This is a genomic window from Cellulosimicrobium funkei (assembly GCF_004519295.1).
GTDB classification, from domain to species: Bacteria; Actinomycetota; Actinomycetes; order Actinomycetales; family Cellulomonadaceae; genus Cellulosimicrobium; species Cellulosimicrobium funkei.
Genome location: NZ_SOZH01000006.1, coordinates 98,565 through 110,898 on the forward strand (window position 1 = coordinate 98,565; position 12,334 = coordinate 110,898).

Genomic DNA, 12,334 nt, shown 5'->3' on the forward strand with positions numbered 1-12,334 from the left:
ACTCCGCCCCCACCACGCGTCGCAGGACCGCACCCGCCGGCACCGGGGCGCCGAGCACGGGACCGGCGACCGGATCGAGGCGATTCCGGTCGCCCACCCCGTGCTCGGCGGCGGCTCACGTGACTGCCGGGTCGTCCGTGGAGGGGCGGGTCACCACGTTCACCAGGTGCGGCGGGCGGACGACGACGCGCACGACGTGCCGCCCGGCCGTCGCCCGGGCGGCACCCGCGGTCGCGAGCGCGAGGTCGTGCAGCGTCCGCTCGTCGACGTCCGCGGCCACCCGCACCCGGTCGCGCACCTTCCCGTCGACCTGGACGGCCGCCACGACCTCGTCGACGACGAGCAGCGCCGGGTCGACGGTCGGCCAGTCGGCCTCGGTCACCGACGGCTCGCGCCCGAGGCGGTGCCACGCCTCCTCCGCCGTGTGCGGCGCGACCAGGCTCAGCAGCACGACGGCGGCCTCGACGGCCTCGCGCACGGCGGCGGCGTGCGCGCCGGCCTTTTCGTCGGACGCCGGCCCGGTGTCGGTGGCGCGCCGCGCGGCGCTCGCGAGCTCCATGACGCGCGCGACGACGACGTTGAACCGGCTCCGGTCGAGCAGGTCCTCCGCCTCGTGCACGGTCCGGTGCGTGGCCCGGCGCAGCGCGTGAGCCCGCGACCCGGGCACGACGGCGCCCAGCACCTCGGGGCCGGTCGCCCGCGGCCCGGCGGCCGGTCCGACGGCGTCCGCGAGCCGCAGCACGCGCGCGCAGAACCGCCGCATCGCGCTCGCGTCGACGTCGGCCCAGTCGACGTCGTCCTCCGGCGGCCCCGCGAACACCAGGGCGAGGCGGACCGCGTCGGCACCGTGCCGGTCGAGCTGCTCGCCGAGGTCGACGCCGTTCCCGAGCGACTTGCTCATGGCCCGCCCGCCGTTGCGCACCTGACCCTGGTTGAGCAGGGTCGCGAAGGGCTCGACGACGTCCACCCAGCCCTCGTCGTGCAGGAACTTCGTGACGAACCGGCTGTACAGCAGGTGCAGGATCGCGTGCTCGACGCCGCCCACGTACTGCGCCGCGGGCATCCACCGACGCGCGTCCTCGGGGCGGAACGGGACGTCGTCGGGCGGGCCGTCGTCGCCCGGCGAGCAGTACCGCAGGAAGTACCACGACGAGTCGACGAACGTGTCGAGCGTGTCCGGGTCGCGCTCGGCGTCGGCGCCGCACCGGGGGCACGGCACGCGCCGCCACGCCTCGGCGGCGGGGGCGGCCAGCGGCGAGCGGCCCCGAGGGAGGAGGTCGTCGCCGGCCAGGTCGGGGAGCCGGACGGGCAGGTCGTCGTCCGGGACGGGCACGACGCCGCACCCCGGGCAGTGCACGACCGGGACGGGTGCGCCCCAGTAGCGCTGCCGCGAGACCAGCCAGTCGCGCAGCCGGTACGACGTCGCACGCTCGCCCGTGCCGTCGTCCTCCAGGCGGGCGATCGCCTCCTCCACGCCCGGCCACGTCTCGCCCGACCCCGTCGGCAGGCCGTGGGCGGCGGCGAAGCGCGCGTCGCGGTCGTCGTGCGCGGGCACGCCCATGACCGCTCCCGTCCCGTAGTGGGGCAGCACATGGTCGGCGGCCCAGACCGGCAGCCGCTCGTCGCTGCCGGGGCGGCGGACCCAGGCGCCCAGGAACGTCCCGGCGCTCGGGCGCTGCGCGCTCGTCCGCTCGATCTCCCCGGACGCCAGCGCGGTCTCCCGGTGCCGGGCGAGCGCCTCCGCGCGCTCCGGTGCGCACAGTGCCGCAGCGAGCGGCCCGTCCGGCGCGACCGCGACGAACGTCGCGCCGGGCAGGGTGTCGGGACGCGTCGTGAAGACCTCGACGTGCTCGGGCCGCGAGGCGGCCCCGGGCGCGGCGCTCGCGGGGGCGAGGGGGGCGTCGTCGGGCACGACGGGGAAGCGCACGCGCGCCCCGGCGCTGCGCCCGATCCAGTTCCGCTGCATCGTCAGCACGCGTGCGGGCCACGCGTCCTCGAGCGCCTCCATGTCGTCGAGCAGGCGGTCCGCGTACGCGGTGACGCGCACGAACCACTGCGTGAGCTCGCGGTGCACGACGGCGGCCCCGCACCGCTCGCACCGACCGCCCACGACCTGCTCGTTCGCGAGCACGGTCCGGTCGACCGGGCACCAGTTCACCGACGCCGTCGCGCGGTAGGCGAGGCCGCGCTCCAGCAGCCGCAGGAACAGCCACTGCGTCCATCGGTAGTACTCCGGTCGGTGGGTCTCCAGGCGGCGCGACCAGTCGAACGACACCCCGTACCGGCGCGCGGTGGCGGCCTGCGTCGCGATGTTCGTCTCGGTGAAGACGGCGGGGTTCTCGCCGCGGCGGATCGCCGCGTTCTCGGCGGGCAGCCCGAACGAGTCCCAGCCGATCGGGTTGAGGACGTCGTACCCGCGCAGGCGCCAGTACCGCGCGACGACGTCCTCCAGCGCGAACACCTCGGCATGACCCATGTGCAGGTCGCCCGAAGGGTAGGGAAACATCGTCAGCAGGTACCTGCGGGGGCGCGAGCCGTCGTCGCGCGCGCGGAACGTGCCGTGCTCGGCCCAGTACTGCTGCCAGCGGTCCTCGATCTCTCGCGACGACGCGCCGAGCATGCGGCTGTCGCCCGAGCTCGGCTCGACATGGTCGACACCCGCATGGTCGGCGGGGACGATCGGGACAGTGGGGACAGAAGGGTGGGGTGGGGGTGCGGCGTGCATCGGGAGGGCTCCTCGAGAGGTGGGCTCGTCGTCGGGCACTCGCCGTGCGGCCCCTCGGGGACGCGCAGGCACCGCCGCGCTGAGCGTGCCCGCCCGGCGGGCTCAGCGCGGCCGACGAAGGAGGAGCCGCAGGTGTCGCATCCCGGCCATCGTCGCCCGGGCGCCGACGCGCGGTCAACACCGGGACGGCCCAGGACCGGGGCGGGGCCGGGTGTGGCGGACGTCGCGCACGCGGGCGCGCCACGGCCGATGCTGCGCCAGTAGGCTTGAGGCCATGGCATCCCACTACGACGTCGTCGTCCTCGGTGCAGGTCCCGGTGGTTACGTGGCCGCGATCCGTGCAGCCCAGCTGGGCCTGTCGGTCGCGGTCGTGGAGGAGAAGTACTGGGGTGGGGTGTGCCTCAACGTGGGCTGCATCCCGTCCAAGGCGCTCCTGCGCAACGCCGAGCTCGCGCACATCTTCCAGCACGACGCGAAGACCTTCGGCATCTCCGGAGAGGTCAGCTTCGACTTCGGCGCGGCGTTCGACCGCTCGCGCACCGTCGCGGAGGGGCGCGTCAAGGGCGTGCACTTCCTCATGAAGAAGAACAAGATCACCGAGTACGACGGCCGCGGCACGTTCCGCGACGCGCACACGCTCGACGTGAAGCTCGCCGACGGCTCGACCGACCAGGTGACGTTCGACAACGTCATCATCGCGACCGGCTCGAAGGTACGCCTGCTCCCGGGCGTCGAGCTGTCCGAGAACGTCGTCACGTACGAGAAGCAGATCCTCACGCGCGACCTGCCCCGCTCCATCGCCATCGTCGGCGCGGGCGCGATCGGCATGGAGTTCGCCTACGTCCTCAAGAACTACGGCGTGGACGTGACGATCATCGAGTTCCTCGACCGCGCGCTGCCCAACGAGGACGCCGACGTGTCGAAGGAGATCGCCAAGCAGTACAAGAAGCTCGGTGTCAACCTGCTCACCTCGACCGCCGTCCAGACGGTCAAGGACAACGGCGCCGACGGCGTCACCGTCAGCTACAAGGGCGTCAAGGACGACAAGCCGGGCGAGCTCGTCGTCGACAAGGTCCTCATGGCCGTCGGCTTCGCGCCCAACGTCGAGGGCTTCGGCCTGGAGAACACCGGCGTCCAGCTCACCGAGCGCGGCGCCATCGCGATCGACGACGTCATGCGCACCAACGTCGAGCACATCTACGCGATCGGCGACGTCACCGCGAAGCTCATGCTCGCGCACGTCGCGGAGGCGCAGGGTGTCGTCGCGGCGGAGACCATCGGCGGCGCCGAGACGCTCACGCTCGGCGACTACCGCATGATGCCGCGCGCGACGTTCTGCCAGCCGCAGGTCGCGAGCTTCGGCCTCACCGAGCAGCAGGCGCGCGACGAGGGCTACCAGGTCAAGGTCGCGACCTTCCCGTTCATGGCGAACGGCAAGGCGCACGGCCTCGGCGACCCGGTCGGCTTCGTCAAGCTCATCTCCGACGAGACCTACGGCGAGCTCCTCGGCGGCCACCTCATCGGCCCCGACGTCTCCGAGATGCTGCCCGAGCTCACGCTCGCGCAGAAGTGGGACCTCACGGTCAACGAGGTGGCGCGCAACGTGCACACCCACCCGACGCTGTCCGAGGCCGTCCAGGAGTCGATCCACGGCCTCGCGGGGCACATGATCAACTTCTGACCCGTCAGACGCGGTCGCCCGCGCGGGCGACCACCCGAGCCGAGGCCCGGACCTGCTTGTCTCAGGTCCGGGCCTCGTGCTGTCCGGCGGGCGTGCGTGCGCCTGGGGACGAACGTGCCCCCGCGCGCCCTCGCCGGGGAGGCGGACGGTCCGCCGGGCGACCCGCCGGTGCCGCTAGGCGAGCGTCCGCGTCACGTGCTCGAGCCAGCGGGCGACGGTGACCAGCTCGTCGGGGGTGAAGCCCTCGGTGAGGCGGTCGTTCAGCTCGGCGAGCGCGGCGCGCACGTCGTCGAGCGCCGCGGTGCCGGTGGGCGTGAGGTCCAGGCGGACGGTGCGCCGGTCGTCGGGGTCGGGGCGACGGCGCACGAGGTCCGCGCGCTCCATGCGGGCGAGCAGGCCGCTGGTGCCGGCGGGAGAGGCATGCAGCGCGGCCGTCACCTCGCCGATCGTCGCGCCGGGGTGGGCGGCGAGGTGCAGCAGCACGCCGGCGGCGGCGGCCCCGAGCCCCGGGCCGCCGTCCCCGGTCGTGCGCGCGCTGCCGCGGCGCGCGATCCAGCGCCGCATCTGGCGCTCCGCCGCGGTGGTGAGGAACACCAGCCGCGGCGGGCGGCCCGTCATCGTCGCGGCTTCCTGGCGGGGAAGTGGACGTTCCCGTCCTGCTGCGACGGGGCGGCCGCGGCGCGGGCGTCGAGCCAGGCGAGGAGGTCGGGCCAGAGCGTGTCGCGCAGGCCGCGGCGGAAGAAGCCCAGGTGGCCGATCGCCTCCACGCCGCCGTCGGCGGGGCTCCAGGTGCGGCGCTCGACGTGGGCGGCCGTGAGGCGGTCGGTGATCGCGTCGATCTGCGCGGGGGTGGCCCACGGGTCGTCGGTGAACCCGACGGCGAGGACGTCGCCCGTGACGCGTGCCGCGTCCGCGGCGGCGCGCATGGTCGGGTCGTCGAAGAAGTAGCCCGGCATGGTCGACCAGCGACTCCACTCGAGCATCGCGGCGGCGGGCATGTCCTCCCCGAGGCTCAGACGACGGCCGGGGACGTGGCCGAGCACCCGGGCCGTCGCGGGGCCGAGCGCCCGCAGGATCAGTCGGACGCGCGCTCGCTCGGCGCGGTCGGGGATCGCGGACGTCGCGGCGACGTGGGACGCGACCGTGACGAACCCGGCCAGGCCCCGTGAGCCCTTGCCGAGCGCGAGCGCGTGCCCGCCGATGCTGTGCCCGACGGCGAGCTGGGGCACGTCGCCGAACCGCGGGCGGGCCCACGCGGCGACCGCGGGGACGTCGTCGGCCATCCAGTCGCGCATGCGCAGGCCGCGGTGGTCGCGGGGGCTGCCGGACCGGCCCGTGCCGCGGTAGTCGTAGGTGACGGCGACATACCCATGAGTGGCGAGGAACTCCGCGAACCCCGTGTACAGACGCTCGGGGACCGCCGTCGCGGGGTGGATCACCACGACACCGCGGGGCGACTCCTCGGCGGGCCCGCGCACCGTGCCGACGACCCAGCCGCCCGCCGGAATCTGGATCCGCAGCTCCTCGGAGCCCACTGTCGCCGGCTCGTCATTTCGCATGCGAAGTACCCTAGCGGGCTGCGCGACCGCGATCGTGGTCGAGCGGCCCGAGGAGGGTTCGTGTGTGGCACTCTTCGGTCGTGAATCGGAGCGCGAGCTCGCGGGCGATCCTGTCCTTCGCGAGGCTCTACGCTTCGGGCAGCGGATGGGAGGAGTTCTCGTGGGCGCCGAGCTCGAGCTGGTCAGTGATGGCAGTGGTCTCGCAATGATCGGCGAGGAAGGAGCGATCAAGCAGTTCATGCTCGACCTCAATCTCGTCGCCTCGGATTCGCGGTCTCTCGCTTACGTGACCGCGGAGGGAGCTCGTGCCGCCAGCGGCCTCGCCGGCTTGGCCCTCCAAGCCGGTGGACAGCTCGCCGCCGAGTCGGGACGCTGGCTCAAGCTCACCGAGAGGTCTGCGGCGAAGGTTCGCGAGTTTGGCCTGCAGGCGACCAAAGACAATCCGGCGGTCAGCCACGCGATGATCGGCAAGCCGGGCGACGTGCAGTCCTGGATCCAGGTGGTCAACTCGCCGGCTTCGTTGCTCACGAATCCGGCAGCGCTTGCCTCGATCGGGACGATGATGGCTCAGCGCGAGATGCAGCGGTCGATCGACGAGCTCAGGGAGTACCTCGAACAGATCGACAAGAAGATCGACGACATCCTCCGTGCGCAGAAGGACGCGGTCCTGGCCGAGATGATCGGGGTTTCCCTGCTGATCGACGACGCGATCACGGTCCGAGACGAGGTCGGCCGCGTCTCGGAGGTCACCTGGTCGAAGGTCCAGGGCGGAGCGGCTACCATCGCCACGACTCAGGCCTACGCGGTGCGCCGCCTCGATGCGCTGGCCGCCAAGCTTGAGGCCGAGAGCGACCTGGGAGCCTTGGTCAAGGCCACGCACCAAGCCCAGTCTTCCGTCGAGGAATGGCTGGCGGTGATCGCCCGTTCGTTCCAGCTGCAGGACTCGCTCAGCGTCCTCGAACTCGACCGTGTCGCCGACGCGCGTCCCGACGAGCTCGACCGGCATCGTGTCGGGCTGCGCCTGGCCCGCCAGAAGCGGTTGGAGGTCATCGGTACCGCGTGCGGTCAGCTCGTCGCTCGCATGAACGAGGCGTCGCGCAGGGCCAACCACAAGGTGCTCTTCAACCCGTTCGCGTCGCCGAAGGTCGTCAACGCCAGCAACGAGGTCGTCGTGGCCGTCCTCGAACTCGAGAAGCGCCTCGACCTGATGACGGAGACCGAGACCGCCGAAGCTCGCCGTTGGCTCACTGCCGTCGGTGATACCCGGAACCAGGCAGTGGTCTCCGGGCAGGAGGCGTTCGATGCCGCGCGACGGCGGAGCGTCGAGGCTCTCGAAAAGACCAGCGAGCTGCGGGTGAGGGCCGTCAACGTGGGCACGGACAGCGTCGTCCGTGCGAGCGAGGCCACCAGCAGACTCTTCGGGGGCCTCGCCGACCGAGCCCGTCGACGGCAAGACGCTAGTGACGAATCGAGAGCCGATTGAGTAGTCGAGCGGCGCAGAGCGCGCCATCTGCCATCCTCACCGCGCTCCTGAAGTTGTGCACCGATGTCGCTGACGCTTGAACCGATCCTGCGCAGCGGGCGCATCGACCCTGCGGAGGCCCTCGTGATTCGGCACGCCTTCGTCAAGGAGCACGAGGACACTGGCCTGCCGGGCATCCACGCGGACTCGACCGATGACGAGATCTTGGCGTACACACGCCGGCAGTCGGCGTCGCCGCGGATCTTCCCGGCTGCTCCTCCGGGCATCTGGGTCGTGTTCGTCCGCGAGGGTGGAGACCGGGCGCGTCTGTGGTCGGTGCTGGAGAACCGCGGCGAAATCTCGAACGACGGGGCCCTGCGTACGTTCGACCTGGTCGAGACCGAGCGGCTCGCGGACCTGAGGCACCGGCTGGTGATCGGTTGGCGGTCGCCGCGCACATGGAAGCTCAACGGCCCTACCGCGGCGGGATACCCGGTCATGGAGATTGCCGACGCGCGGCCCGTGCCGTTCCCGGGGTTCGACCGGCTCGTGCTGGACCATTCGCAGCTGCAGGCCGTGATGCGCGAGCACCGCTATGCCGCCTGGCGCACAGCTTTGGCCTCCGTCGTCGGTGTCTACCTGATCACCGACACCCGTGACGGTCGGCACTACGTGGGCAAGGCTGACGGTGCAGAGAGCATCCGGCAGCGCTGGGCGGCGTACGCGACCAACGGCCACGGTGGCAACGTCGAGCTGCGCACCGTCGACCCGACCGGCTTCCGTTTCTCGCTGCTGCGGGTGTTCGACCCGTCGACACCGACGCGGGTGATCGACGAGGCCGAGAGTCACTTCAAGGTCGCCCTGGACTCGCGGAGACACGGCCTGAACCGCAACTGATTCGAGCGCGTGGCGTAGCGGTCGTGGCGCCGCGGCTGCCCGTGGGCCGGCAGCCCGGGTCGTCACGGACCGAGTCTGCGGCGGCCCCGGTCCCCCGTGAGAGCTACCCCGACTGCTCACCCCGGGGTGATTCGCGGGAGCACCCGACTTCCTAGCGTTGCCGGTGATCGCCCGACCGGGCGGTCACGCACAGCGACGGAGGCCCGCATGAGCACGACGACCACGACACCTCACCCCCGTGCCGGGGAGGGCTCCGGAGGCGGTCCGGTGGCCCGCTTCGTGCAGCACCCCCTGGTGTGGATGATCGCCGGCACGATCGGCGTCGGCCTCGTCGGGCGCCTGACCGCGTCGGCGGAACCGTTCCTGCTCCTCCCCGTGCTGGGCGCCGCGCTCGCGGTCGTCGTCTACCGGGTGGTCATGCGGTTCCTCGCCCGACGCCGCACGCCCGAGATCGCGGGCCGCCGCGCCGTGCCGGAGGCCCTGCTGGGCGCGGCGCTCGGGCTGGGCTTCGTGGCGGTGTCCGCGGCCGTCGTCACGGCCCTCGGCGGCTACACGTTCCGGGTCGCCGACGTCGACCTCCTCGCGGTGGTGGCCCCGATCCTCGCGGTCACCGTCGGGGCCGCCGTCGTCGAGGAGCTCGTGTTCCGCGGCCTCGCGCTCCAGGCCCTCGAGCGCCTGCTCGGCAGCTGGGTGGCGCTGGCGGTGACGGCGGGGTTGTTCGGCCTGACGCACCTCTTCAACCCGGGCGCCACCCCGTGGAGCGCGCTGGCGATCGCGATCGAGGCCGGAGGACTGCTCGGCGCGGCGTTCCTGTGGCGCCGCAACCTCTGGTTCGTCATCGGCCTGCACCTCGCCTGGAACGCCGCCGTCGCGCTGCTCGGCATCCCCGTCTCGGGTCACGCCGCACCGGGTCTGCTGGTCGCGGACGTCTCCGGGCCGAGCGTGCTGACGGGTGGGGCCTTCGGCATCGAGGGCTCGCTGGTGACCGTGACGCTCGGCGCGCTGCTCGCCGTCCCCCTGCTCGTGCTCGCGCGACGCCGCGGCCGGCTGGTCCCGGCGCACCGCCGTCGCCCGTAGGCTCGGGCCGTGCCCGCCCACCCCGTCCTCGACCGGGCCGCACGCACCGGTCCGACGTCCCGGCGGTGGCGAGCGAGCCGACAGGACGCCGGGGACGCCGCGCTCGCGGTCGCCCTCGCGGCGCTCGGGTTCGTCCCGACGCTCACGACGATCGGCGTCGAGCTCGGCGACCTGCCCGAGCGGCCGACGGACGGCCTGTCCGTGGCGCTCCTCCTCGCGCAGTGCCTGCCCCTCGCGTTCCGGCGTCGCGGTCCCGGGGCGTGCCTCGCCGTCGTCGGCGCCGCGTTCGCCGTGGACCAGGTCCTGTCGTACCCGCCGACGTTCGCGAGCGTCGGCCTCTACGTCGCGCTGTACAGCGCCGGGGCTCACCTGGAGCGGTCCCGGCGGACGGCCGCCGTCCTCGCGACCGCGGGCTACGTCGGCCTCGCCGGCACGCTCGTCGGGCTCGGCTCACCGAACCGGGTGCCGGTGTTCCTCGCGTTCTTCCTCGTCCTGGTGGTGATCTGGCTCGCCGGGACGGCGGTGCGTCGTCGACGGGCCGAGGAGGTCGAGCGTCGTCGGCTCGCCGCGGACGTCGCGACGTCCCAGGAACGAGCCCGGATCGCGCGCGAGCTGCACGACGTGGTGACGCACCACGTCACGGCGATGGTCGTCCAGGCCGACGCCGCGCAGTACCTCCTGGCCGCCGCCCCCGAGCGCGCGGCCGAAGGGCTCGTCGCGATCAGCGGCACCGGGCGACGCGCCCTGACCGAGCTCCGGTACCTCCTGGGCGTGCTCGAGGCGACGGGCGAGTCGGCGTCCGAGGGTCGGGGCCCCACCCTGGGTCGGGTGGGCGATCTCGTCGAGCAGGCCCGCCGGTCCGGCCAGCCCGTGGAGTGGGTCGGGGAGGACGGAGCGCGCGACCTGCCCGACGCCGTCGGGCTGGCCGCGTACCGGGCCGTCCAGGAGGGACTCACCAACGCCCTCAAGCACGCCCCCGGGCGGCCGACCACCGTCCGCCTGCGGCACGGTGCCGAGCGCGTCGAGGTCGAGGTGACCACCGCGGGGCCTGCGGCGGCGGGCACGCCGGTGCCGCTCCGGCCCGACGCCGCGCAGGCGGCGCCCCCGGCCGGACGCGGGCTCGCCGGCCTGCGCGAGCGCGTCCGCGTCCTCGACGGTGCGCTGGACGCCGGCCCGACGCCGGACGGCGGCTTCCGCCTGCGCGTCCGGATCCCCACCGTCCCGACCAGGAGCAGCCCATGACCCTCCCGACGCCGGGGTCGCGAACCCCGATCCGCGTGCTGGTGTGCGAGGACCAGGAGCTGGTCCGCGTCGGCTACGTGACGATCTTCTCCGCCCAGGCCGACATGGAGGTCGTCGGTCAGGCGGAGGACGGGCACGCAGCCGTCGAGGCCGCGCGACGGCTGCGGCCCGACGTCGTGGTCATGGACATCCGGATGCCCGTGCTCGACGGCATCGAGGCGACCCGCCGCATCGCCGGCCCCGACGTGGAGACGCCGACCAAGGTGCTCGTGGTGACCACGTTCAACGTCGACGAGTACGTCTACGAGACGCTGCGCGCCGGGGCGAGCGGGTTCCTGCTCAAGGACGCCCCGCCCGCAGAGCTGGTCGACGGCGTCCGCACGGTCGCCCGCGGCGAGTCCCTGCTGGCGCCGTCCGTGACTCGTGCCCTGATCGGCCGCTACGCCGAGCGCGTGCGACCGTCCGACACGACCCGCCGCGCGCGGGACGAGGTCGTGCGCGCCCTGACGCCGCGCGAGCGAGTGGTGCTCGAGCAGCTCGCGGCCGGGCTCTCCAACGCGGAGATCGCGCGCGAGCTCGTCATCACCCCGGAGACCGTCAAGACGTACGTGTCACGGATCCTCGCGAAGCTCGGCCTGCGCGACAGGGTGCAGGCCGTCGTGCTCGCGTACCGCGTGGGTCTGGTCGCAGCGGACTAGGGCGCGCGTCGTCGGCGCACGGGACGGGCGCGCTGCGAGCGCGCGCGGACGCCCCCATGCTGGACGTTCCGCCGAACGACGACAGGGGAGTTGCTCATGTCCGACCAGACCACGCCGCAGGACCCCACGACGCAGCAGCCGCAGCCGGAGCAGCCCGCGGACCAGCTCCAGCCGCCGGGACGCACGGGCGACATGTCGCAGGAGCCGGACCACGGGGAGACCACCTACCGGGGGTCCGGCCGGCTCGACGGGAAGCGGGCGCTGATCACCGGCGGCGACTCGGGCATCGGCCGGGCGGTCGCGATCGCGTTCGCGCGCGAGGGCGCGGACGTCGCGATCTCGTACCTCCCGGAAGAGGAGGAGGACGCCCGCACGACGGCCCGGTGGATCGAGGACGCGGGCCGCACGGCCGTGCTGCTGCCGGGCGACATCCGCGACGAGGCGTTCTGCCGGCAGCTCGTCGCGGACGCCGTCGCGGGCCTCGGCGGGCTCGACGTGCTTGTGAACAACGCCGCGTACCAGATGGCGCAGGACGAGGGACTGCGGGGGATCACGACCGAGCAGCTCGACCGGGTCCTCAAGACGAACGTCTACGCGCTGTTCTGGATCACGCAGGCGGCGCTCGACCACCTGCCCAGCGGCGGCGCGATCATCAACACGACCTCCGTCCAGGCGTTCGACCCGAGCCCTCCGCTGCTCGACTACGCCAGCACCAAGGCGGCGATCCTCAACTTCACCAAGGGGCTGGCGCAGCAGCTCGCGCCCGAGGGCATCCGCGTCAACGCCGTGGCGCCCGGGCCGATCTGGACGCCGCTCATCCCGGCCACGATGCCGGAGGAGAAGGTCGAGCAGTTCGGTGCCGACACGCCGCTCGGCCGCGCCGGGCAGCCGGCCGAGCTCGCGCCGGCGTACGTGTTCTTCGCCTCGCAGGAGTCGAGCTACATCACCGGTGACCGCATCGGCGTGACCGGAGGTCGGCTGCTCTGACGGGTT

Annotated in this window: 10 protein-coding genes; 7 read left to right on the plus strand and 3 right to left on the minus strand. The window is 73.3% G+C overall.

Features of this window, described 5'->3' with window-relative positions:
• Nucleotides 1–115 precede the first annotated feature (115 nt).
• Nucleotides 116–2,620: a leucine--tRNA ligase gene (locus E1O70_RS11155; RefSeq protein ID WP_061266827.1), complete on the minus strand. Its 2,505-nt coding sequence runs from the start codon at nt 2,618–2,620 to the stop codon at nt 116–118.
• 379 nt (nt 2,621–2,999) lie between these two features.
• On the opposite strand from E1O70_RS11155, the gene lpdA reads away from it, so the two are divergent.
• Nucleotides 3,000–4,406 carry a dihydrolipoyl dehydrogenase gene (lpdA, locus tag E1O70_RS11160; RefSeq protein ID WP_034654525.1) on the plus strand — a complete coding sequence of 469 codons (1,407 nt, stop codon included), beginning with the start codon at nt 3,000–3,002 and terminating at the stop codon, nt 4,404–4,406.
• A gap of 174 nt (nt 4,407–4,580) precedes the next feature.
• Here the strand turns inward: lpdA and E1O70_RS11165 are convergent, their stop codons facing one another.
• Both E1O70_RS11165 and E1O70_RS11170 read right to left on the minus strand, forming a co-directional pair.
• Nucleotides 4,581–5,024, minus strand: a complete 444-nt coding sequence (locus E1O70_RS11165) for a MarR family winged helix-turn-helix transcriptional regulator (protein ID WP_061266826.1) — start codon at nt 5,022–5,024, stop codon at nt 4,581–4,583.
• Nucleotides 5,021–5,965, minus strand: a complete 945-nt coding sequence (locus E1O70_RS11170) for an alpha/beta hydrolase family protein (protein ID WP_061266825.1) — start codon at nt 5,963–5,965, stop codon at nt 5,021–5,023. The genes E1O70_RS11165 and E1O70_RS11170 overlap by 4 nt, the downstream gene beginning before the upstream one ends.
• A 64-nt stretch (nt 5,966–6,029) precedes the next feature.
• Here E1O70_RS11170 and E1O70_RS11175 point away from each other — a divergent pair, with 64 nt between their 5' ends.
• The 6 genes from E1O70_RS11175 (at nt 6,030) to E1O70_RS11200 (ending at nt 12,328) form a co-directional block, all read left to right on the plus strand.
• Nucleotides 6,030–7,448, plus strand: a complete 1,419-nt coding sequence (locus tag E1O70_RS11175; RefSeq protein WP_205688643.1) for a hypothetical protein — start codon at nt 6,030–6,032, stop codon at nt 7,446–7,448.
• Between the two features lie 63 nt (nt 7,449–7,511).
• Nucleotides 7,512–8,324 (plus strand): GIY-YIG nuclease family protein, encoded by an 813-nt coding sequence (locus E1O70_RS11180; protein ID WP_043653637.1) that lies wholly within the window; start codon nt 7,512–7,514, stop codon nt 8,322–8,324.
• Between the two features lie 207 nt (nt 8,325–8,531).
• Nucleotides 8,532–9,401, plus strand: coding sequence for a CPBP family intramembrane glutamic endopeptidase (locus E1O70_RS11185; RefSeq protein ID WP_082774224.1), 870 nt, complete (start codon nt 8,532–8,534; stop codon nt 9,399–9,401).
• A 9-nt stretch (nt 9,402–9,410) separates the two neighbouring features.
• The gene (locus E1O70_RS11190) at nt 9,411–10,643 is read left to right on the plus strand and encodes a sensor histidine kinase (RefSeq protein WP_082774223.1); all 1,233 of its coding nucleotides are present in this window, start codon (nt 9,411–9,413) and stop codon (nt 10,641–10,643) included.
• On the plus strand, nt 10,640–11,341 hold the full coding sequence (locus E1O70_RS11195; protein WP_061266822.1) for a response regulator: 702 nt from the start codon (nt 10,640–10,642) through the stop codon (nt 11,339–11,341). The genes E1O70_RS11190 and E1O70_RS11195 overlap by 4 nt, the downstream gene beginning before the upstream one ends.
• Before the next feature lie 96 nt (nt 11,342–11,437).
• The gene (locus tag E1O70_RS11200; RefSeq protein WP_061266821.1) at nt 11,438–12,328 is read left to right on the plus strand and encodes an SDR family oxidoreductase; all 891 of its coding nucleotides are present in this window, start codon (nt 11,438–11,440) and stop codon (nt 12,326–12,328) included.
• Nucleotides 12,329–12,334 lie beyond the last annotated feature (6 nt).